At 39.7% G+C, this 24090-nt stretch carries 18 protein-coding genes and 1 tRNA gene; 5 read left to right on the forward strand and 14 right to left on the reverse strand.

Features of this window, described 5'->3' with window-relative positions:
* Positions 1 to 369: 369 nt before the first annotated feature.
* Positions 370 to 708, forward strand: coding sequence for a hypothetical protein (locus tag ACVBIK_RS08415; RefSeq protein ID WP_447169467.1), 339 nt, complete (start codon positions 370 to 372; stop codon positions 706 to 708).
* 254 nt (positions 709 to 962) lie between these two features.
* Here the strand turns inward: ACVBIK_RS08415 and ACVBIK_RS08420 are convergent, their stop codons facing one another.
* From ACVBIK_RS08420 to ACVBIK_RS08445, 6 genes are all read right to left on the reverse strand, one after another.
* Positions 963 to 3059: a dynamin family protein gene (locus tag ACVBIK_RS08420; RefSeq protein ID WP_447169468.1), complete on the reverse strand. Its 2097-nt coding sequence runs from the start codon at positions 3057 to 3059 to the stop codon at positions 963 to 965.
* Positions 3060 to 3144: 85 nt separating this feature from the next.
* A complete protein-coding gene (locus ACVBIK_RS08425) occupies positions 3145 to 6966 on the reverse strand; it encodes a dynamin family protein (RefSeq protein ID WP_447169469.1) in 3822 nt (1273 codons plus the stop codon).
* The gene (locus ACVBIK_RS08430; protein ID WP_447169470.1) at positions 6953 to 8638 is read right to left on the reverse strand and encodes a dynamin family protein; all 1686 of its coding nucleotides are present in this window, start codon (positions 8636 to 8638) and stop codon (positions 6953 to 6955) included. Before ACVBIK_RS08430 ends, ACVBIK_RS08425 begins: the two co-directional genes overlap by 14 nt.
* Positions 8635 to 9597: a helix-turn-helix transcriptional regulator gene (locus tag ACVBIK_RS08435; protein WP_447169471.1), complete on the reverse strand. Its 963-nt coding sequence runs from the start codon at positions 9595 to 9597 to the stop codon at positions 8635 to 8637. Before ACVBIK_RS08435 ends, ACVBIK_RS08430 begins: the two co-directional genes overlap by 4 nt.
* 438 nt (positions 9598 to 10035) lie before the next feature.
* Positions 10036 to 12105, reverse strand: coding sequence for a hypothetical protein (locus ACVBIK_RS08440; RefSeq protein ID WP_447169472.1), 2070 nt, complete (start codon positions 12103 to 12105; stop codon positions 10036 to 10038).
* Entirely contained in the window at positions 12095 to 12475 is a 381-nt protein-coding gene (locus ACVBIK_RS08445; protein ID WP_447169473.1) for a hypothetical protein, read from the reverse strand. The genes ACVBIK_RS08440 and ACVBIK_RS08445 overlap by 11 nt, the downstream gene beginning before the upstream one ends.
* A gap of 278 nt (positions 12476 to 12753) precedes the next feature.
* On the opposite strand from ACVBIK_RS08445, the gene ACVBIK_RS08450 reads away from it, so the two are divergent.
* Positions 12754 to 14361 carry a DUF3987 domain-containing protein gene (locus tag ACVBIK_RS08450; RefSeq protein WP_447169474.1) on the forward strand — a complete coding sequence of 536 codons (1608 nt, stop codon included), beginning with the start codon at positions 12754 to 12756 and terminating at the stop codon, positions 14359 to 14361.
* 223 nt (positions 14362 to 14584) lie between these two features.
* Here the strand turns inward: ACVBIK_RS08450 and ACVBIK_RS08455 are convergent, their stop codons facing one another.
* The 6 genes from ACVBIK_RS08455 to tyrP all read right to left on the reverse strand — a co-directional run bounded on the left by ACVBIK_RS08455 (position 14585) and on the right by tyrP (position 19388).
* Positions 14585 to 15400, reverse strand: coding sequence for a hypothetical protein (locus tag ACVBIK_RS08455; RefSeq protein WP_447169475.1), 816 nt, complete (start codon positions 15398 to 15400; stop codon positions 14585 to 14587).
* The gene (locus ACVBIK_RS08460; RefSeq protein WP_447169476.1) at positions 15393 to 15644 is read right to left on the reverse strand and encodes a hypothetical protein; all 252 of its coding nucleotides are present in this window, start codon (positions 15642 to 15644) and stop codon (positions 15393 to 15395) included. The genes ACVBIK_RS08455 and ACVBIK_RS08460 overlap by 8 nt, the downstream gene beginning before the upstream one ends.
* Position 15645: 1 nt before the next feature.
* Positions 15646 to 16074, reverse strand: a complete 429-nt coding sequence (locus ACVBIK_RS08465; RefSeq protein WP_447169477.1) for a hypothetical protein — start codon at positions 16072 to 16074, stop codon at positions 15646 to 15648.
* Positions 16075 to 16461: 387 nt separating this feature from the next.
* Positions 16462 to 17787, reverse strand: a complete 1326-nt coding sequence (locus tag ACVBIK_RS08470; RefSeq protein WP_447169478.1) for a site-specific integrase — start codon at positions 17785 to 17787, stop codon at positions 16462 to 16464.
* Positions 17788 to 17877: 90 nt separating this feature from the next.
* A tRNA-Ser gene (locus ACVBIK_RS08475) sits at positions 17878 to 17968 on the reverse strand.
* Between the two features lie 217 nt (positions 17969 to 18185).
* Complete coding sequence (gene tyrP, locus ACVBIK_RS08480; RefSeq protein WP_447169479.1) at positions 18186 to 19388, reverse strand: tyrosine transporter TyrP; 1203 nt, start codon at positions 19386 to 19388, stop codon at positions 18186 to 18188.
* A 473-nt stretch (positions 19389 to 19861) separates the two neighbouring features.
* Here tyrP and ACVBIK_RS08485 point away from each other — a divergent pair, with 473 nt between their 5' ends.
* Together ACVBIK_RS08485 and ACVBIK_RS08490 are read left to right on the forward strand one after the other, a co-directional pair.
* The gene (locus ACVBIK_RS08485) at positions 19862 to 20353 is read left to right on the forward strand and encodes a TlpA family protein disulfide reductase (RefSeq protein ID WP_447160881.1); all 492 of its coding nucleotides are present in this window, start codon (positions 19862 to 19864) and stop codon (positions 20351 to 20353) included.
* Between the two features lie 36 nt (positions 20354 to 20389).
* Positions 20390 to 20914, forward strand: coding sequence for a GNAT family N-acetyltransferase (locus ACVBIK_RS08490; RefSeq protein WP_447163895.1), 525 nt, complete (start codon positions 20390 to 20392; stop codon positions 20912 to 20914).
* A gap of 155 nt (positions 20915 to 21069) precedes the next feature.
* Here the strand turns inward: ACVBIK_RS08490 and ACVBIK_RS08495 are convergent, their stop codons facing one another.
* Positions 21070 to 21660 carry a hypothetical protein gene (locus ACVBIK_RS08495; protein WP_447160879.1) on the reverse strand — a complete coding sequence of 197 codons (591 nt, stop codon included), beginning with the start codon at positions 21658 to 21660 and terminating at the stop codon, positions 21070 to 21072.
* A 78-nt stretch (positions 21661 to 21738) separates the two neighbouring features.
* Positions 21739 to 22293: a hypothetical protein gene (locus tag ACVBIK_RS08500; RefSeq protein ID WP_447169480.1), complete on the reverse strand. Its 555-nt coding sequence runs from the start codon at positions 22291 to 22293 to the stop codon at positions 21739 to 21741.
* Positions 22294 to 22524: 231 nt separating this feature from the next.
* Between ACVBIK_RS08500 and ubiD the strand changes: the two genes are divergently transcribed.
* Positions 22525 to 24006: a 4-hydroxy-3-polyprenylbenzoate decarboxylase gene (gene ubiD / locus ACVBIK_RS08505; protein ID WP_447160877.1), complete on the forward strand. Its 1482-nt coding sequence runs from the start codon at positions 22525 to 22527 to the stop codon at positions 24004 to 24006.
* Positions 24007 to 24090 lie beyond the last annotated feature (84 nt).

Genomic DNA, 24090 nt, shown 5'->3' on the forward strand with positions numbered 1-24090 from the left:
TTTTCCGCGCATGTAACACCTCATATTTTTGGTTAAGTATAACTCTATGAAGTGTCTACTGTTCTAGGGGCTTACCAAGCACTTAAGTGAAATCGAACGCATAACAAACAACTAGTTCATTAATTAAGCACGCATAACTTCATCGGCTAAGAAATACACCTACTTAATTAATTTAAGTTTTTTTGAAAATAATTTTGATGAATGCTCACGAGATGATGCTAAAGCGGAAATTTCTTCCTGATTTGCGATGTAAAAAACCTAATTCAACTAAAGCCCTGCCTAACCAGAAGCACTCTTGAATTATATTTATTAAAAATAGCTGGGATTTTGTAATTCTAAATTAAATGAGTACAATTAATAAAAAACATTATGAACATTTCATCTGTTTCACAAGCTATTGCTCTTGAAGAAAAGTTACACGCATACGAAAACATCAGCATCAAAGATGAAGTGATCCGACACTGTATGGATATAGAATTTTTAACGATTGATGATATAAACAAAAAAACAGAACGTTTTCTCTGGATTAACAATGTAATCACTTTGAAATATGAGTCTATAAATATGCTCCGCCTAAATGCTCACGAGGCAATCACCCTTGAGAATATGGATGAACATATAAGGCTCAAAAAACAACAAATAACCATTATTATAAAAAAAATTTCAGACCAATTAGCTGCGAGTATTCCGCTCTATTTCGGCAATTAACCATTACAGCCTTGTAACAGGTTAATGATTTAGATAATCGTCTATCCAAATAAAAAATGCAAGGTCTCAAACCTTGCATTTACATTATAGCGAAAGTCCACTAGTTCGTTCATCAGTCATAAGGTTATGTCGCACACTGTCTCAGGGCGGGAGCATGCTTTGAGTGTTTTTTAACCAGAGAACGACCAGCACAATATTCATTGTGCCAACTGAGTTTTAGAATAATAACTGTGGCTCATTAAACCGCTCTGAGATTAATGCAATGCAGCGAGTTTAGTTATGATCTCTTTTTTCTCTAACTCAACACTTTCAAGATAATTTAGATAACCAATCACTTCATTTTCTTTATCTGCAATCTGTTGCTTCACTTTCTCAAGCTCTTGAGTCAGCTCTGCCAATAACTCAGAAGAAAGCCCATCACCAGCAATATCGAGTTTAGTGATTACACCATCAAACTGCTTTTCAAACTCAGTTTGTAGTTTATCAAGTACGATTGACAACGCTTGGTTCAATTTAGAACGCAGCTGATCCATCTCACTAGAATTGGTGATTTCACCGCTAAAGCTATTCGCTATTAACGTTGTGGTATCCCCCAAATCAATCTTAAATACAGGTAAATCCAATTTAGAGATAAAATTCTCTAGCATTGCCTTGAATACCATAGGATCAAATTCATCACTACGTGTATCTAACTCATTTAATAATACTTGTTTTAGCCTTAACTTTAATGATTGAGGTGAAATAAGCTGACTAAACATGGATACAACTTGCTTTGCACTTTCTGCCCCATATTGGTTAACTTGTTCAATCGCATCATGAGCACAAAGATAGTCATAAGATACCGTTCGTGTGCGATACCTTGTCTCACTGCTAAAGTAAGTCCACGGTTTATACCAACGTGAAGTGCTAACTGTATAGCTCACAGCCTCTTCACGTGTGCCTTTACGCGTCGCTAGCTGTGAGAAACTAACTTGGTCTTGTTTTAGCTGATTAACCAATTCGGTTGCATTTTGCTTGGCTTCATTTTTGGCTTGCGTCAAAGTGTACGATAACGAAGATGCAATTGAGGCTGCTTTTTTCTCGCAGCCTTTTTGTGCTTTTTCAATATCAGTAACGTCTTTAGTTTGAATGAATTCAACACGCTGTTTAATGCTGTCTATTAGGCTCTCATACTGAGTTAGCATCGCTTGATAAGCATTAGGTAAGTAACTACGCTTTTGTTCATCTAACAACGATTGTCTATCACTTTTAGCCTGATGAAATGCTTGTTGCAAAGCATTAAAACTTGCAAGGTTTAACCAGTCTTGTTGAGAAAACTCATAGTCCCACTCATCTTCAGCCAGCTCTGTTAACTCACCATAGGTATGAAGCATAGATTTAGACCACGTTTCTTTTGGCCAATTAGCGTAACCATGAGCAAAGGTACTAGCAAAAACAGGCTCTGATAAGCTGTTAACTACCATTGCCAATTGTTGCTCATTAAGAGCTGCTTTGCTGTCTGCAATTTCTTGAGCTTTTTTCACTGCGTGGCGAATCAGTCTCTTTTTAAGGTTCTGAATGGTTTCTTCTAAAGAGCCTCTATCATAGCCATCATCAATAATCGTCGAATCAAACTGCCCTGCTACCACAACTAAACGTTTAACACCTTTGTTTGGCAACTGGTTACGCAGTAGTTCATCGTCCGCTTTATCCAAAAATTGGCTACAGCGAGATAAAAAGAACACGACATCACAACTTGCCATGTACTCTCGTGTTTTTTGAGTACGACTAGCAACAGGGTCATTCATTCCTGGTGTGTCTACCACTTCAAAGCCTTTTAGTTCATCGACTGGTAATGATATCTCTGTACTCTTTACCAGTGGTGTATGACTTCCATCATTGCCCGTGTATTGGTTCAGGATACCTTGTAAGCCATCTAAACTTTCTGCAACAATGCTTTCAGTGTTGATTGTAAGGCAGCGTTCAAGCTCACCTGCACCAATACCATTCGCCATATCAACGAGTTCTTTCGCTACTTTACCTTCAACACTTTGACTTTGCAGTGCTGCAAGTTCTTGTATCTCATTCCATTCTTGTTTGGTGTAATAATCCACTTTAAGAGTAAACTGCTCACCGTAGCTAATTTTAGTTAAGTTCGCCGTTTTTGGTGTTGCTGCTTCAGGAAGAATTGGTTTCCCATCAAAAAGTAGTGCGTTAACGAAGCTACTTTTACCTGCTTTAACTTGCCCCATAATACCGATACTGAGTTTTTGCTCACTCTCAGACCAACGAGCTTGTTGTTTTTTTAAATCTGAATTTAACGTTTTTAAAATGTCTATTTCATTAAATTGCTGTGAGCATATATTCACCATTAGTAAAGCCTTTTTTAAAGTCCACATTCATTGAATTCACTTATAAGTGATTGATATTATTTAACCTACTTTTAGGCTTCAAAGACTAAACATTGAGCGCTTCTTGCGTAGATTCAAGAACACCCAAATGAGGTGCCATAATTTCTACAAAATCCAAATTTACAGATGGATTTTTAGCCAAAACTTTACGGACTTCATAAGAACATGTAGCTATCAATTGCTCTTGAATTCCAAGTGCAATTGATGAATTCTTAGCTAAAGCTATTTTGATTTTTTCGCTCTCATCGTCCCACTCTTCAGTCTCAAGAAGCATTTGTTGGATTTCAGATGTAATCGATGGATTCAATGCTAAATGTTCGCGAACATCATTCGTCCACGACTTTTTAGCAAGTTCCTGTTGAATCTCTAGTGCAATTGACGGATTTTTTGCAAGATATTCATGAGTAGAATCAAACAAGCTCGCTTCTTTCAATAGAATCCTTTGAGTCTCTAGTGCGATAGATGGGTTTCTCGCAAGATGTTCACGCACAGGATTAAGCATTTTTCCATAACTAAAAAGTTGTGTTTGAACATCAATAATGATCGATGGGTTTTCTGCTAAAGCTGCGTGCATATCATTTGCACTCACTCCCATCCAACCTTCATCATTTAAGCTTGCTAAAAATCGTTGAATCTCTGGTGCAAGACTAGGATTTTTCGCTACTTGCTCTAAAGTACTCCAATCCCATTCTTCAGACCATTCTTCACGTTTTTTAGCTAGTAAACTCTGATAGTCAATTGTTAAAGATGGGTTCATCGCAAGTAACTTCACACTTTGCCAACTATTATTATCTAGAATGATTTTCTGGATATTAGATGGAATTGGATGTTGGCATTGCAAGTGAATTTGTGAGTACAATAAAGCTTCTTCTTGTGTATGTTGTTTATCAAATGCAATTTTTTTGAGTTGCTTTTTGATATTACTGTTTAAAGATTTATTGTTATACAATTCCGCTAAAACCAATGAATCTTTATCATTCGCTAAAATATGCTGAACACTCTCAATAATCGAAGTGTTTTCAGCTAAACATTCTCGAACTCGACTTTCTGAATCATTTGCTAAACATAATTGAATATCAGCGCTAATCAATGGGTTTTTAGCAAGCGCAGCACGAACATCGAGATCTTCATCTGCTGATAAAACCTGGTAAACATTAGCATTAACCACTAAGTTATTAGCTAAATATTTCTTCACGCGCCATGATTCATCTTGCAATAAAATATACTGAATTTGACAATTTAAAGATTCATTTTCAGCTAAAGAACTTCGTACCGAATCACTATTATCTTGGCTCAGTAATGTTTGTGCATCAAAAGTAAGCAACTTGTTTTCGGCTAAAGCACAGCGAACATAGTCTTCACTGTCTTTTGCTACAGTCTGCTGTACTGACGGCTGAATCGATAAATTCGCAGCTAAATATCTACGAACAGATTTTTCTGGATCATCTGCCAATATATTTTGCACTGAAATTTCTAATGCTATATTTTCAGCTAGCTCTTGACGAACATACTCTTCATGGTCTTGTGCAAGTTTGCTTTGAATCGATAGATGAATTGATGGATTCTTTGCTAGGCATCTACGAATACACTCTTCTGAATCATCTACCAGTATTTGTTGAGCATTCAATGTTAATGATAAGTTTTCAGCTAAATTTCTGCGAGTCCACTTATCTTCATCATTAGCAAGTAATTCTTGCAATTCTGGTATTAAAGATAGGTTCGTTGCTAAAGTACTACGATAACGCCCATCATTATATTCATAAATAATCTTCTGATTTGTATCTGTTAAAGACGAATTTTCAACCAATGCATAAACAGGAGGGTTTTCACAATTCATCAATTGATGTTGAATTTCCATGCTCAGTACAGGATTTTTTGCTAATGTTGATAACACAGCATCATCCTTAGCTAAAATATCTTGAATTTCAATACTTACAGATTTACTTCCTGCAAGTAGCTGTTTAATTTTTAGATCTTCATCTTTCGCTAAAATTGACTGCACTTTTAATGTAGTCGCTGGGTTTATCGCTAATAGCTGTCGAATTGTCCAGCTATGGCTTTTAACAAGTTTCATTTGAGATTCTTCGGCAAAAGCAGGTGATGAAATTATAAACTGCCAAGCCAACTCAAAATCTTTTTCTGTGAATTCTTTAATTCCATGAATCACTGCAAGCGTTAAGTATTGGCAACTTTCAAATATTTTTGATTCAAACCAAGCCCCTTTAAACCAACTTGCCGCTAGAGACAAACCGATAAAGCTCTCGAGTAACCCTTGATTTATCTTTAGTTGAGAAATAAATCCCTCAAGTTTACTTTCATTAATATCAATATTTAGTTCATTTAATGAACTCGCTGTATTTGTTAACCCAAATAAATGTTTAACAAATACTTGTTGAGGTGGAGTTAATTGAATACCACTAGAAATAACAGTAACAAGTATTTCCAAGAATAACTCTTTATCTTGTTCATTTAAGTGATTGATACATTCAAGATGCTTATTTAAGGATAATTCATCCCCACTCTCAGTAAATAACAAAAAGTCAAGTGATTTTGTTGGATAAGTTTGCTCTAAATCTGTCACACCAAAACGAACTGCAATTTGTTTTTTTAGCATCTCAATCAATTGATTACTATATTGTTCGGCAAACTCTTGTTGTTCTGTGGTCGTTAGTTCTATTCCTGCAATATCGCCCGATAACTTGAGTTGTGAAAAAAACTGGTCAGTTAATTGATTAAGAGAATCTAAGAGTTCAGTTTGCAAAGCTAATTCTTGCTTTTCCTTAACTAAAAATGAATTTGCTGATTCAGTGATTTGAGCATCTTCTGACAAAGCTAAAATTTTATTCGCGTAATTTAAACAAACTAAAGTATTTTTCTTACTCTCAGCAATAAAATTTTTAAAAGACGTAAATTGCTTTCTAAAATTTTTAGCAAATTGTAGTGGTTTAGGTTCCTTGTTCCATATCTCAAATTGATTAATTATTTTATCTAGGCTAAATTCACTTTTACTACGACGTGAAAAAGGTACGACATCACTGATTGTGATGCCTCGATTATCTAATGTAGTTTTGATTAGCGCGGTGATATTTTCAATATCTTCTATTGGTTTTTTATCTGCTTTTGTCAATACGACCAACTTTGGAATATCTCTATTTAATGAGCTTAAAAACGTAATATCTTGCTCTGAGATCGTTCCATTATCTGCTGGTACTGCCCATAAAATGTAATCTGCCGTATTGAGTTGATAACGGGCTAGGTTTTCATCGGTTCTCTCATTCCAATTAGAGTCTTCTGGTTTTGAATACCCAGGAGTATCTAATATGGCTAGATTGTTCCAACGAAATTCTGGCGTTGATATAAATGCAACTTTTAGCAACAACCCTACCTGAGAGCCATACAACTCTTTTTCTTCGTGAGTTAACGTCGATAGCTGTTCTTGTGTTAGGTCAATGGCACAATCGTGCATATTGATTGCTTTTATTGACTCCTCAACGCCATGTAACACATAAGCAGGCATAGATGTGGTTGGATCAACTTCAACAGCCAGGCATTTTTTTCCAATCAGTTTGTTAATAAAGCTTGACTTACCCGCACTAAAGCCACCACCAATACCAATGACAGATTTTGTAGCAAGTTGAGGAAATTCACAGAACTGTCTAAAGTGAATCAATTCATGCTCAAAACTTCTTAGGATATCAGTAATATTATCAGGACAGCCCTGTCGAGTAAGTGCGATTAGATCACGCTTAATAAGCGATTCAAGCTTCTGTAATTCTTGCTGAAGCTGAACATCCATAGAACTATTTGGTTGACTTGCTTTACACAATAAATCATAACGACTTATTAACTCTGGATTAGTTAGATTCATCGTTATGCTTACCTCTTTGTAACTGTACTTCAAAATCAATAAGTTGATTTAAGGCATCTTTATATTGCTGTTTTTGCTTCGCGTCTTCTTCTTTTGCTTGTGAAAGCGTTCGTTGTAATTCTAATAGCGCTTGTTTTTTATCTGCCGCCTTACGTTCACTTTCTTCCGTGACCTCTTTTTTTACTTTTAAAACCATCTCATTGAAATTTGACAAGAGCGCAGGTTCAACTTGCGCAATAACTTGAGGAATTAAAGTGTTTAATACATATTGTTTTGCTTCTTCTTTTTGTTCTTCTCGTTGTTTTTCTTTATCTAATTTATTAGTGAAGATACTCGCTAAAGCATAAACAATAGGCGCAAACGGTTTTAGTACAGGGACTAACATTATGACTTTTGTCAGTACTGCTGAGATAACCTGCGTAAACACAAACTGTCCGCCTTCACTTTCAGATACAGAAAACGAATTGACAATATTGACATTTGATGGGGCAATGTCGCTTATGTTTTGTAGGGACTTCAATTGACGAGATACTTTTGGTTTAAAATCTTGCTCTACCGTTGTTAGGTAAGCATTTCGTAATGCATTAGTCACTTGGCTTTGAAAATTACCACCATTTATCGCACTGCTTGCAATACTATCAAGCTGACTTTTAAGGTTATTACGCAAATTAGCCTTTGCAGATTCAACGCAAGAGGGGATGATTTCATCAATTTGATGTTCAAGCTCAGTTAATTGCTGTTTAAGCTCTGCTAACGCTTCTGGAATTGCATCGCATGCGGATTGGGCTTGCTCTACGGTCAAATTATCTTCATTTAACACAATGGTGAGCTTTGCTTTCATTCGGTTGAACAATGCGTAAAAATCAGTCAACACCATATTTCTGTATATGTTGTCTGATTGCTCAACTATTTTAGTTAACGCTTCTTCAAACCCATTAATACGCTTCTTTCTGGCTGCAGTCGTAACAACAGCAAGTGGTGATACATCTAGGTATTGAGTTACTGTTTTTGTAATATGCTCAACGACATTAGGTAACTCATCTGAACTTATTTTATCTGCTTTCGTTATAATTAGCACAACAGGTTTATTAAACAACTTTAACTCAATTAAAGCTTGTTGAATGCTTTCTCTAATCGTGCCATCAGTTGCCTCAACGACGATACAATATGCACCGCTACTTTGAATATAATTATCAATGGCTAGCGAATGTTCAGAAATACCAGAACCCCAACCAGGCATATCAACTAATACTAAATCTTTATTCTGTTCTAATCTTGGGTGAGAAAATCCCATTTCTATCCAAAAACATGCAGCTTCTTCATTTGTATTTCCCTGCAAAGATAAAAGATATTCTTGGTCTTTTAATTGTGCCCTTGTGAGATCTAAAACTTTTTCATTCTTATTCATTAAGTGAATGTATTCTTGCTTTGAATAAATTAACTCTGTGGGTAAGCAGGTTTCAGGAGTCACTTCTACACTTAAAAGTTTTTCACCAAGCAAGGTGTTAATTAAGGTTGATTTTCCAGCACTAAACGCACCAACTAACGGTGCTCTAAGTTTGAATTGGTTGTGCTTCTGAATTGCATCGTCAAATTCATTATCGAAACCATGCACACTGGATAACACTCTGATTTTAGGCAGTAAATCTTCAATTTTTTGTTTTAGTTTCATGACTTAATCTCATTAAATTCGATATCGAAAATCTGTTCTTCAAAGCCGCTCAACCACCTTTCAAGCTGTTTAGATTGAGTGACAGTTGCACTTACTTGATACATATCGCCTTCTAAAATTATTTGTTGATCGTGCGATAACGGAGTCTCTGTAAGATGAAAACCCGCTTGTTTTGTTATTTTAAACGTTAAATGGTGTTGAACACCTTCTCCAAATCCAAATCTTCCGTCAGCATCATATTGGCTCAAATTAAACTCTTTAGGACGCTCAAAGCTAAACGTTGAAACTATCGCTTTAGTGACCCTATGTATAGCAACACTTCGTTCATTATTGTACCCCTCGAAGCGGCAAACCAAATATAATCGTTGGGCTTGTTGCACAATGCCTAAAGGCATAACAAAGGCGGATTTGCTTTCTTGTTTGACGTTATAATAATCGATGCTTAGTAAACGATTCTGATATAAAGCTTCACTGATTGAGCTGAATATTTCTGAGCAAATTCGTGGTGGTAAAAGTGGTTGATTTTCACTCGCAACCTTTACTTTTTTCAGCCATTCTTTGTCTTTCGAGTTGCTATTTGTCGAACGGAGGCTATTTTTTGCCTCTTGGAAAAAATCATTTAAAGACGCTGTAATGTTGGCAGGCAAAAGCTTGATTAGGTATTGTTCAGCTAAGCTTAATAGCAAGGCTTCTTGTGTTGATAGTTTGAGTAATGTCATACCTGTACTTTTTTTGTTCCATTTATAGCCATAGGGTTTACTACGCTCATCACGGATAACCTCGAAATGCTCACAGAGCATTCCTAAAGAACGCTGAATAGTGCGAAGATCACGTTCTATACCTACTTGATGCAGTTGTAAATGGAGTTCTTTTGCTGTTATTTTGTGCGACGTAGGGATCCGCTTTAAGATCTCAAACGCTAATGCCAGAGATTCTTGTGTACTCGATTTTTTTGGCATATGAACTTAACTCTTAAAAGTTATTTATCACTTGGGGCTTGAACCCCAGTTCATGATTATTACTACTACACCTATATAACCTTACGCATTGAAAAGAAAGAAATATATCAACCAAAGTGTGAGCTGTATAAATAAAAACCATATATTCATGGAGCATTAAAGGTACAGAGCTATTGGCTGACACTCGCACATATCATCATATAGAGCACTTAATGCCCCTAGGCTTGAAGCAATAACAATATAACTTGATGTATGACAAGTTGTGTCGCATGCGCGTTAGAGTAATGATTATTTTGATATACCCGCTAACAATAACGCCCCGAACGCTATTGATGTTGATGCAAAAGATGCTCTTGTTTCTTCTGTAAGATTCTCTGATTGTCCTTACCGTCTATCTCATTCAGAGCCAACACAGTTCGTCAAAGAGCATATTTACGATTATTGATGAAACTGTAACTTATCACCGTAGTGCAAATAAGGTTTGCTAGCCACTTTGCTTTGACAATCTAAGCGCTTAACTCTTCTAACGTGCTCAGCAGCTCGCTCACAGCACTCTGTAAGTTGCTTCCATTGATCGCTAAGTTGTTCATATCCACGAGCAAGCTCTGCCGAGTGTTCTTCTCGCTCTCTAATGCTTGATAGAGGCTGTTGATGGTTTCTGCTTGCGCTGCTGATTGCTTTGAGAGCATTGCTATGCTGTGACTCAATTGCATCTGCTTTTGCTGCCATAGCTCTTGCTTGATCGCAAAATCGTCCAAGAACTGCATCATCAACTGTGTATTTTGCTGATTGTTCTGTGCCAATTGCATTTGATTGAGGTTGCTCTGCTGGAGTTTCTTCTCGTATTCGGCAAGTCGAAGCAGATACTGGCTTGGTCGTGTTATTGCTTTGTCTCCCATAATGGTGTTTTTGGATTATATCTTTTGATGGCGTTAAGCCTTTATTTTTATAGTATTGTAATATCGCAGCATCAAACGTTGCTTGTTCAGTAGCTGATGACTCTTCTATATTGGTCGTTAACCTTAGCGAGGTAACATTCCAACCTTTAGCTACAGCTGCTTCGATAGTAAGAAGATAGCCAAGTTTTTTGGCTTCAGGTGAGCTACAGATTGATACCGTAAATAACTCATCATACTCACGAATAACAGTATTGAGTCGCTGAGACACTATTGTTCGATTGGCACCAAAGCCTCCCTTGTCCAAAATAATGGCATCACACACCACATCTTGTGCTATTCCTTTTTTATACACGGCATACCACTGCCGCTGGGAACGAGTAAATTTTTTACCAAACATTAACTTTGTTTCGAGGCTTGCTGAGAAATCTAACCCACGGAAAGGTAGGTTACGGCGATTCCCAATAGAAAACCCACTACTGTCGAAATGCCTATGGCCACTAGAGTTTTGTCGAGCCTGATACTCCCCCATAACGCCAATTGATGAGCCTGCTTCACTTGATTTTTGATTTTCTCTTCTGCTTGTTGGTTGCAGGCTATCAGTCTGATGCTTGCTGATAGCATATTTTTGCTGAGTGAAATCAATGCTTGATTGTTTTTTTGAATCTGAAGCAGCTGTGCTCGATGTAGGCTTTCGACCTCGTTTGCGTTTTGCTTGCATAAGCTGCGCACGTTGTTGTGTGATTTGATAATTGAGCGCTCGCAGTTTTTCGATGTTTTGTTTAATTCGTTTATCGCGTTGCAGGTGATAGCCTCTAGCGTCGCTTGCTTGTCGCTCAATAAGGTCTGTAACGGACGTGAATTGATGTTTTTCATAGAGTGTGCCTTTTAGGCGTAAATTTTGTTTCGCTCCTTTTAGTTTTACTACAAGATAAGTATCTGGTTGGTTACCTCTCACTGACTCAATACCTGAGTGCAATTTCAAAGCTTCAATAATATCTCCGCGGTTACTGATACGTTCAGTTGCTATACCTTCTAAGATGAACTCTGTAAGCTGTTTTGCCACTCCTTTATATTCACTACCATAGTCAGCCAAATTGATTTGCCTATAGTGTGCTGGATCATCTGGTGATGATAGGTTGAACTTGTCGTTAATGATTTGCTTAGCGAGATTAATACGCAGCATGTCTCTTTTATGTAGGTATGGCGTTATCACCTTGTCTGTCACTAGATCTCGATTGATGATGTGATAGTTGAGTTCAAGCCTGCCACAGTCTCTTTCAGCATCAAAATCCTTATCTGTGTGGCGGATCCAGACGATGTCATAGTGATTTACTGGAAATCCTGCCATCAGCGTTTCTTCAAACAGATTCATCGCAAAATCTTGCGCCGATTGTGGGACATCCAACGCATTTTCCTCAAAGCTCAAAACCCCATGGGTATAAGCGTTCGAATTTTTTTCTTGAGCTAAAATTTGGCGTGTTATATCAATATTTCCACGCAGCAATTCAGGCTTTACCATGCGCCATTTATAGCCCATCAGGTAATTGATCCCACCATAAACGCCTTTAGCCTTGACCTTGAGATTTTTGGCTATCGCTTTATGCAGCATGACGCTCAAGATTTATTTTGATTAATTTAGACAGTTTGCTATTGAATAGCTCAACCTTGAAGATAATCACCTCAGAAGAAAGCGGCTCGCCATAAAGCGAACAAGTATGAGCGAGTTTTAAAAACTGATTAATTAGGTTACCTAATGCCGATAATTGACGAATGAATTCTGGATCTTGCTTAATGACTTTGACCTGTTCCAGAACAGCGCCATCTATAAGATGACGGATTAGCCCTACGCGTGTATTTATTGTGGGATGTGCGGCAATAAGTGCGTCTAGCTTTATTTGATGCTGTTCTGACAGCAACAGCTCACAGCGAATGTGTTTTGTTAAATCGCTGGGTCTATTGGTTAGTGCCTCCTTCTTCATGCTTAGTGTTTTGCTTTTTGGGTCTTAGGGTGGAACCATAACCAGTGAGAAATTTTAGGGTAGGTGAAACCGTCAATCCGTATTTCTCTATGCTGGCTAGAAATCTACCTTCACTTAATTATTAATCTTTTTTTTGGAGGATTACAAATACCAGAAAGAAGTATTTTTGATGAGATAAAATGGTTTCACATTTTATTGTTCTTGAGAGATTAAAAAGTTTTTTAATCGGTGTTGACAAACACGAATTGAGTTACTAATTTTTTGAAAAAATAAAACTCATGAACAAAAACATTAGTCGCGAGACTTTAAATCCACCGTTGTTAAATGTTGAACTAAAAAAAGATGCAGCCGATGCAGGTAATGCAGGTACACCTCCCGACTCTAATGATGTACTTAATTTTGGGGTAAATTGGGATACACCCATGCCGATAAAAGCTAATAAGCTCAAGCCTGTCATGCCATTACATTCCATGATGCTACCAACAGCGTTTCGTGAGTGTGTATTTCAGTATGCAAAGAGTCTTAACAATACCAGTCCAGACTTCACTGCGGTATCATTGGTCATGGCTGTAGCCGCCTTAGCGGGTGGTAATGTTGAGATTAAACCTAAACAGAATGACACATGGAGTGTCACCCCCGTCATGTGGGGAATGCTCATTGGTAATGCTTCTAGTATGAAAACACCTTCATCTCAATTGGCTTTAAGCAATCTTCAAAAAATCCAAGATGATGTGTTTAAAAACAATACAGAGAGACAGCTTAAACAATATGCAATTCAAAAGCGGGTTTTTGATAAAAAGCATGCTGCGATAGAGACTAAAATTGAAAACGCTTATGAAAATAACAACACTATTGAAGCAGAAAGGTTGTTTACGCAGCTTGAACTACTCACTGAACCTGAGCCTCCGCTTGCGAGAAACATAGTTATTAATGACTCAACTATGGAAGCCTTGTGTCTTCGATTAAAAAGCAACCCAGCTGGTGTTTTGCAATTTAGAGATGAGTTGTCCGGCTGGATAGCGTCATTAAATCAACTAGGAAGGGAACATGAGCGCGCTTTTTATCTTGAAGCATTTAACGCGTCAAAATCTACATACACACAAGAACGGATAAGCCGAGAAAATATTAAACTAGAGCGGGTAGCCGTATCAATCCAAGGCGGTATACAACCTTCATTAATTGCTCCTCTCGTCAAAGAAAAATTAACAGGTTCAAAAGACGATGGATTGCTTGAACGCCTATTACAAATGTCGGTATATCCAGATACCAAATTAAGTAAAATTACTGATATTCGAGTACCGCAATTCTTAAAAGACAATGTGTATCAGATTTTTATGGTTATCTCTCAGTTAGATAATTACAAAACACCACTGCAATTTTCTTTTGATAAAAAAGCGCAAGTGATTTGGGACAAATGGTCAAATGAAACTTTGAAAGAACAACTCGAAATGCCAGATGAACTGCAATCAATGTGGGCTAAAAGACCTGCTCACGGCGCTAAACTCGCGCTTGTCTTGCACTTGATTGATGAAGCAACTAAACATCAAAGTTCATCTAAATTTGAACCTAATTTACGTATTAATCAATATAGTCTTTACCGTGCCATTTTTTGGATGAAATACCTCAAATCACATACTCTTCGTATTATTGATCTAGGTGAGAAAGATGATTCGACATTAAGTGTTGAGTCTCTCATTCACAACCTCCCAAAACTCTATCCTTCGTTCACGAAACATACTTTATCGCAAAAAGGCTGGCGCGGGTTAAAAAGCTCAGCAGAGCGTGACACAGCACTTCGTGTGCTGGAGTTATTTGGGCATATAAGACCAAGTGAAAGTGGAGTAAAGTGTTATCAGGTCAATCCTGTCTACGCTCCATCCTTGTAAAATATTGACGTTAGCTAGTTAAGCTAGCCTGAATCCTGTCAGTCATTAGGAATAATGTCTGGCAGGATTATGCCCAAAAGTTTGTTGGCGGTAGAGATTAGCTATCTAATGTTACATAGATATAGTCTTGTATTTTCTATTACGCTCAAAATTATAATTAGCTACGACCCCTTTGTTGCTGGTAGGGCAAACTTGATAGTGCGAAATATTTTTATTTAAAGTCTCAAAATAAAGTAGTGATAATCGCGGCTGGAATTATCAACATTACTGCAAACATACTCAGGCAACCAGAACCTTTGACTGAAGTGTATGGCTTAACGTGGGAATACCATTTACCCACCGTTAGTTCATTAGCTTGTTCAGTAATGCGAACCTCAACGCTGTGCTTGCCAACCTCAACAGTATGTGAAAAGTAGTTCGAAGTATCAGACCATTCATTGTGATAGTGGCTCAAGAGTTCTGTAATCTGGTGTGGTAACATTGCTGTAATCAACTTACCCTCTTGCTCCACAATATAACTGAGCAGCTTTTGGTACGTTGTCGAATCTTCTCCGGCCAACCAATCAAAACGATTAGATAAGTTCTCTGGGATTTCCCAATCGGTATCAATACGATTAACCTCACTTTGCAGCAAGGCGACAAGCTCGTTGATCTCTGTTTCTCTATTGGTTCGTATTAAAAGTTTGTTACTTACTGTGGTAAATTTCCAGAGTGAATCAACCAGTTTGAATTTGTCTTCAATTGGCATATGCTTTGGGATCAGGTTAAATAACCGTTCTGCAACCATGCCACTCATTTTCCTTTGTCCTGACTTCCAACTAGGCATTGTCTGCAATGCGTAATCGTAGGCCTTAACTCCATGCAACTCTTTATACTCTCGCATGATGTTATTGAACGTAATCCCGGTCAGGTTAAAAAACCAGACTTTAACATCTTGGTCAGTCCCGCCTAACTGCTTGGTTAATTCTTTAGCTTCCTCGATGTGGCGCAGAGCTTGGGAACTTTGATAGTTTCCCCGTTTGTATTGTCGTCTAGCCACCGAACAACCTCTTGAATAAAGGCAGCTTATTCACCGTGCCGCGAATAGTGATAACTTTACCACTACACATCACAGTACTAGAAGAACTGAAGTGATTAAATCCATCAAGTAAGTTATTGCGCATGGTTTGTTTCGCAGTCTTACAAAGAGCAAGTATCTTTTCTTTATCCGCATTACCAAGAGATTTTAGTTTTGGTTCAATCTCACTAGGAAGGTCAGTTTCTGCATGAATAAAAAGTTTCATCTTAGCTACCCAGAACCATAGCAATTATAATACCTGCTACACAAACCATGGCGGCAATACCCATAACTCCACCACTACCTTCTCCTGTTCCCGTACGAGACATTTTACCTTTAGCAGCTCGTTCAGTATTACCCATTACGATCTCGGTGCGACCAAGTGATGTAGTTTGGCTGTGAGTGATAGTGACTGACGTACCATCAGTGGTTGCATCGCGAACCGTAGACGAAAGATCGCCCAGATTAGTTCGCGTAGCGCTCAAATCAATGTTCATCTGTTGAGCTTTCTTAGCTAGCTCTACCTTTGATTCTGTAAACTTTGACACGATATGTGAACGCTGCGATTCATCCAAGGTTGATAGGTCAAGATTACCCATATCTGTCAGATTTATACTATTGGTGTTTACTTTTACAGGTAGCTTTTCATTATTCATCTTTTCTTTCTTCTTTTTAGTGAAGTGCTTTCCGGTCTTAGCTTCGATTTTTATAGCAACTCAAACTTACACAAACTTTGTTGCTCAAAGGGTTTTAGCTTATTCATGCTTATCTTATCTAAATATTTAAATTTAGAATTAAGTAACCTCATATTTCCAGGGGCTTACCATAGTGATAGCGTTAAGCAGTTATTATCCAATAATTAGTTAGAGCGCTAGTTGATTGATCGATTTATGTGAACTAGATCGTTACGACCAGTTTGCGAACGATTCAAAGGTAAACGACTTATTCAATCTAAATGCACCCTATCCCTGCATTACCTGCATTACCTGCATTACCTGCAATCGGTGCGCAATCTCTGTCTATTCGTGATTGCGCTTTTTTGATTATCGTTTTGATAAGGCAAAAAAATCACGAACTCGTTCGATACTATCTTTCAGACTAACTATATTTAGTTGCTTAGCATAGCGTCCATAAGTCATGCTTTTCTTTGAATGACCTACCAATTCATTTGCGACAAATTCCTCTATCCCGATTTGCTGTAACTCGTCGATAAACGTGTGACGGAAGCTGTGTAGTGTAGGACGCTGAGCGCCCGTCATATTGCACTCACGCAACACTCGTACAAATTGCCTAGCAAACCCTACCCCCCAATCATTATCAGCACCAGTCGGCTTTAAGTGAAACAGATTGGTTTGATTAGCACATTGACGTCCCTTAACATATTCAATAAAGCCATGAGCGATGAGGGTTGAATGAATTGGCACTATTCGATGCGAATAATTCGTTTTTAGGTGCCTTTTATCCCCTTTGTCATTGATATCAATGCACCAAATATGATCCTTTTGGTATATATCACAGGTTTTTAGCTGACATATTTCCCCAGTTCTTGCCCCAGTATAAAGAAGTAAAAGTGGGATCCAGTAATGCTGTTTTTGCTCCTGAGTGCTTGCCTCATTCAGACCTGCAAAATTAGGGTGCTTAAACAACCGAGCAAGCTGTTCCGGTTGCCAGCGTTGCCGTTGTTCACTGACTTTTTTACGCTCATGACGCTGCGCTTTTAGGCCAATTAACTCAAGATGATTCGCTTTCAGTCTGCCATGCTTTTTAAGCCACCCATAAAACTGCTTGGCGGCTGCCAAGTATTCTTTTTTAGTTTTGAAACTCTTATCCATCGATATCAATATGGATTCATAACGCAGTACATCTTGATGAGATAGTGCAATGATGGGTTTATCGAGCGTAGTGAGAAAAAACGATATGCGAGTCTTCAACAGCGACACACTGCTGTGTCTAATCTGCTGAGCCTGTTTCCCTATTAGAAACTCATTAAGCAATACGCGATTGGATTTAACATACTCATTTTTTGCCTTGCGGATCCCCATTGGTTTATCTTTTGAGTCCAAATTTTTTTTGGGGATAGTTGCGCCAGCATCACCTTCAAAATCATTAACTTGTAAATCATTAATGACCTGTTTCATATCAGAGATAACAACTGATACGCCAGTGAGGTTTTGTGCAAGTTGAGTCTGTAGGTGCTTAAGCCAAGGTCTAATAATGCTCTGAACAGCAATAGCGCGATCAACAGCGTCACTTCGGCACTTGGTTTTTAGGGAAAAACGAATTTCGGCAGGATAGCCTAGGTGAATTAAATTTTGGGAAAAATAGACTCTGGTATAGTAATTTGCGTTTCTATTTTTTAAGATAAACATATTCGTGACACTCGGTAGAAACATGCAAATCGTATTTCTAACGAAAAAAGCCCAAACCCTTGTGTACCAAGGGCTTGGACCTTCCGAATTTGGCGGAGGGATAGGGATTTGAACCCTAGATGGGCTATAAACCCATGCCGGTTTTCAAGACCGGTGCATTCGACCACTCTGCCATCCCTCCGAACGCCGCAGATAATAGGGGGAGTCCGCGGTAATGTAAAGAGCATTTTGATTTAAGTGACCAAAAAACAGACCAAACATTGAAAATAGCGCTGTTTTAGCTATTTTTTAGTCACCTTTAAGCTGCTCACTACATCTAATTCACTAACTTCCCGCAGCTACTCTGCTTTAAATTAAACCAGAGCAAGCTCTTTAAATAATCCTAATCTTTGGATAACTTAACCAACTGCAGGAAGTAAATTAAACATCTGCAGTAATTGCACGCTGATAATCAACACGCCCGCTAAAGTCGCAACAGCCAACCCCAGCTTACCGCCTTTTACTTGGTAACCGTCTATCCCCTGTTGCTTACGCTGCGCGTTTACCATTGCCACAGGTAGGAAGATAGCCAAAATAACCAAGGCAAATGCTGCGTAGCCTAGAGCAGTGATAAAGCCTTGTGGGTAGAACAATGCAAAACCCAGTGGCGGCATAAAGGTGACTAGACCAACTTGAATTCTATGGCTAGGCGTTGAACCACGTTTAAGTAAGTCAGCAATAAAGTCGTATAACCCTAAGCTCACCCCCAAAAATGACGTAGCCAATGCAAGATCAGCAAATATCGATACCGCATTGGCTATCATAGGGTTATGCAACATGCGGCTTAATGAATCAATAAAGCCGTTAAGACTTTGGCTCCCCATCAAATCTGATTGCGATAATACGCCCTGGCTCGCCAGCATCCAAAGCACATAAACCATAAGGGGTAATGATGAACCCACAATCATAATCCAGCGTAACGCTTTGGTGTCCTTACCTAAATAACGCACAATCGACGGAATGGAGCCGTGAAAACCGAAAGAAGTAAAGATAACAGGCAAAGAAGCTAACACTAAGCCCTGGTGCACAGGTAAAGCGATTAAGTTTTCAACCGATACATGAGGCAGCAATAAAAACAGCATGACCACCAGCGCAATAAGCTTCAAGGTAAACAAGCTACGGTTAATCATATCGACAGAACGTGTTCCAATGGCGACTACAGTACCGATTAGCAAGGTGAAGATGATTGCCCCCGCTTGCATAGGCAACTGCAAATCAAACCAGTTGGTTAACTTACTATTGATTTGCTCGCCCCCTCCAGCAATGTAAGCCGAACAGAGCGCGTAGAAAAGAAACATCATTGCAAAGCTCGCAATCACCTGCCCTTTTCTTCCCAATAGCTTGTGCGCCAGTGTGTGCAGTGTGGCATCGACAGGTGCAAACTGATGCACTTCAATCATGAGTAAGGCGGTATAGGTCATCAAAGACCAAATCAATAGCATGATAATACTGGCCACGCCAAAGCCAAGCCCAGACGCCGCGAGGGGTAATGCCAACATCCCAGCACCAATAGTGGTACCCGCAATAATTAGCATGCTGCCGAAGATTTTACTGTTATTCATTTATGGTGTTCCAAATTAAAGAGAAAGGCTTCGGAACGGGCATAGATAGTGGCCAGCTTCCGAAAGATGGAATTGCCACAATGGAGTGATTTAAAACATGAGGGGGAGTTTATAACCTCTATCTACGCCATTGTGGCTATAGATAGTAATAAGCCTCGATCGGTGTTAATAACACGTAAAAATCCTTGGTAGTCACTGTTAATCAATGAGTTAGCTAACAGCTTAATAGGTAAGCCTCCACGATAGGGTGTCCTCGTTCGGCTGTCAACAAACATAAGTGATTTATTGTTAAAAGCAGGCGCTATAAGCTTTACTCGTCTATCACTCGCTAGCCCCTAAATAGAGCATGTTCAGTCACATGCTGTTGCAAGCCAAGCTTATACATTCGATTACACGTCTGTTAGATTAACAAGTCAGCATGTTCAATCGCACTAAAACCACTATAAGAAACCAATTAAAAAGAATGGATGCTAATGAAAACGCTTAAACGACTTTTTGCCAGTTTACTCATACTAACCATAACAGGCTGCGCCACAACCGAAAGCCAACCCGAATACCTTACCTATGTAAAAGCGGGCGAAAATGTTCCCGTCACACAGTTCGTCGATACTCAGGGCAATACCATTGATCTTGCAGAATCAAACAACAATAAGCTGATAATTCTATTTGCAACTTGGTGCCACGACTCACAACGCACTATGAAGCATCTTGTTAACTCTAACCTTCATCTCAGTCCAAATGTCGACATCATAGGCATTGGCCGTGAAGAAACACCTGCCTCACTCGATAAATTTGCAGATGAGTATGAATTAAATTTCCCCTTAGTCGCCGATACTGACAGAGCGATCTACTCACAGTTTGCCAATAGTGGCATTCCAAGATTGATCTTGTTAGATGCTGGTAATAAAGTGGTTAAAACCATTATTGGTGAGACTGAGAACGCGATCACTGCAGTAGTGTGGTAATAGCGATTGCCGCAAAAGATTAGACAAGGAAAGCCAATGAGCAAACTCATTACCGAAACACCAAGGTTAATTATTAGAGAGTTTAACCTCGATGACGTACAAGCCGTCTACGACTTCAACGCAGATGAGAGAGTCAATCTCTATACTGGCGATGCAGGCGTTGTTAAATCACTTGCCGATGCAGAGCGCATCATCCGCGACATTTGGTTGAACGAATACCTGCAGTTTGGTTATGCTCGCTGGGCAGTAGTATTAAAAGAGTCCGATAACGTCATTGGGTTTTGTGGCTTTAAAAATGATTACCGCATTGATGAGACAGATATTGGTTATCGCTTTGCGCCTGAGCACTGGGGTAAAGGTTATGCCACCGAAGCCAACCAAGCCTGTATTGAATACGCTAAAAACCATATGGATTTAGATTATATTGTCGGCGATGTCGTTGAGAGAAATCACGCCTCAATTAATGTACTCAAAAAGCTCGGTATGACGTTCAACAAAAAGTTTCAAGATCTAGGGTTTATCATTCAACGCTACGACATGTACCTAAAAGCCAAGAATTAGCCCTAATAAAAATTGAGTTACAATCTCAACTTGAGCCGTTAAATCGAGCCAAAAGCCACGAATAAAGCCCCGTTAGTCTGCACGATTAACTGGGCTTTGTAGACTTTGCGCTTTGCAGATTAGCTTTCAACAAGCAACATACTATACTGACAACCCTAACTCGCGACCTCTTGAATGCCGGCATTACAGCTGCGAATAGCAGATGGGGTTAAACCGTGTAAATGCTCAATAAGCTTAAAACATAGTTCGATATATTGAATCGCTTCCGCTTTACCCACCTCATAGCTCACCGCATGGGCAACCTTATTACGTAACTGGCGTAATTCACTAAACAGCTTTCCTTGTTTAGTATTAATTAGCTGCTCGCTTATCAAGATATTCTCAATATGTTTATAACGAGTATTCTTATCTAAGGTAATGTTATCGCAGTGAGATTTAATCAGCAGCTCGGCGGCCAGGTCCACCTGTTCCCAAGCTTCAATAATGGCTGAATTGGGTAAGTGATTCGCAGAGGCTATGAGTCGCGTCTTTTTATCGGTCTTTAACTCAGGAAATACACCTTCTGCTTGCTGAGTCACAGCTTTTAATCCTTGACCAAACTCCACCTCTAAATCTTTAAACTTCAGTTTTTTGGCTAAAGGGATCAAGGTCGATATCGGCCGCTTTAAACTCACCACAGCAAATACCAGCACGGTAGGCCAAATCAGTTTGTCGATTAACTCAATGGTAAATTGCATCCAACTCATTGCGCTTGCTTCCATGTTGCCGCCACTTTTTGTGGCAACAGAGTAACAAGATCCGCAAGCAGAATAAAACCGCCAACACTACTTAACCTTCTGATAGGTATTGGTGTTCCAATCAAACACATACTCCACACCTTGCCATTCATACACAGTGCGTCCCTCTTTTTGAATCACCCGCGCATTATCCGGTAACCGACTTAGCCCTGTTGAATAGCTTACGCTGGTCGTCACTCGCTCTGGAGGCCTAACGACTTTTGGCTTTGGAGCTTGGTAAGTTTGCCTGTCATAACGATAAGGCGAGTAATAGCGATTGTTGTAGCTGTATGGGTAGCGCCAGCGAGAGCCGACTCCCCAGTTATAACCAGGACGCCAACCGGATCTGTAATAACCATTGCGATAAGGGTAGCCGTACCAACTGTTAGATACCCCCACGTTCCAGCGCCAAGGATCGCGGTAATCAACATTACTCCACCCAAGGCCAACGCTAACATTACTCAACACTTGTGATGCCGCCACCGGTGCCAAAACCACAGCCCTTGCAGCAACAGGGGTTATCGATACCGCCCCATCTGCCATCGCGATAGTTATCGACCCAGTAAATAAGCCAAGCAAGGCTGTAAACTTAAGTGCCTTCATCCCTCCTCCTCTGTTGTAACAAGCCAACAAACGTAGCATTACTTAGTTAAGTTTACGCTCAAATATGCCTTAAACCAATCTCGCTGACTAAGCACTTACCTACAAAGGGAATTGTATCAGTAAAGCCTGAAATATATTGAGGCCACGCATTGACGAACAAGCGTTTAACGCACGTTGGAATAGTGCTATAGTGCGCGCCATATCACAGTTTATAGCGATGAGAATTCCCCTATGAGTTTTAAGGATTTACGCAGCTTTATAGACCACTTAGAAGCCAATGGTGAGCTTAAGCGTATTAGTCATCCCGTTGATCCTCATTTGGAAATGACAGAGATTGCCGATCGCGTGTTACGCACCAAAGGCCCGGCTCTGTTGTTTGAAAATCCAGTCGGCAACGACATGCCCGTTTTAGTTAACTTGTTTGGTACGCCCAAACGAGTCGCCATGGCATTAGGTAAAGAAGATCCGCTCGCGCTGCGCGATGTAGGTGAACTGCTGGCATTTCTAAAAGAGCCAGAACCTCCTCGTGGCTTTAAAGACGCCATTTCAAAGATCCCCATGTTTAAGCAAGCGCTAAACATGCCGCCTAAAACCGTGCGTAACCCGCCTTGCCAACAAGTGGTTAAAACCGGCGAAGAGGTCGATTTAACTAAGTTACCGATCCAGCACTGCTGGCCAGGCGATGTTGCGCCGCTAGTGACTTGGGGACTCACTATCACCAAAGGCCCACGTCAAAAGCGCCAAAATCTTGGTATTTACCGCCAGCAATTACTGGGTAGAGACAAGTTAATCATGCGCTGGCTAGACCATCGCGGCGGCGCATTAGACTTTAAAGATTTTAAAGAAAAACACCCAGGTGAGCGTTACCCAGTCGTGGTTGCATTAGGTGCCGATCCGGTGACCATTTTAGGTGCTGTTACCCCCGTGCCCGACGCTATGAGCGAATATGCCTTCGCAGGACTATTGCGCGGTGAACGAACTGAAGTGTGTAAAGCCCTAAGCTGTGATTTAGAAGTGCCAGCCACCAGCGAAATCATCTTAGAAGGTTATATAGACCCCGATGAGATGGCAGAAGAAGGCCCTTACGGCGATCACACAGGTTACTATAATGAGACCGACTCATTCCCAGTGTTTACGGTGACGCACATTACCCACAGAAAAGATGCGATTTACCACAGCACCTATACCGGCCGTCCACCAGATGAGCCAGCGATGCTAGGTGTGGCATTGAACGAAGTCTTCGTGCCTATTTTACGTAAACAGTATCCTGAAATTATCGATTTTTACCTGCCGCCAGAAGGCTGTTCGTATCGAATGGCGGTGATCTCAATTCGTAAGCAATACCCAGGACATGCCAAACGTGTGATGATGGGAGCATGGTCGTTCCTACGTCAGTTTATGTACACCAAGTTTATTGTCGTGGTCGATGAAGATGTAAACTGCCGTGACTGGAACGATGTGATCTGGGCAATTACCACTCGCATGGATCCAAAGCGCGATACGGTTATGATTGAAAACACCCCAATTGATTACCTCGACTTTGCCTCTCCGGTGGCGGGTCTTGGCTCAAAAATGGGAATGGATGCAACCAATAAGTGGCAAGGTGAAACCGACCGCGAATGGGGCACTCCTATCGTGATGGATGAAGCCGTTAAGCAGAAAGTAGATGCTATCTGGGATGAGCTCGGTATCGATGATGCACCGACGCTGTAATCACTGTGCCACACAATTAGCTAGACTTTATATTGCCTGCAGAGCTTCTGCAGGCGCGTAAATTTATATCGAATAAGCTTCCAA

The organism is Shewanella sp. 125m-1 (assembly GCF_052977065.1).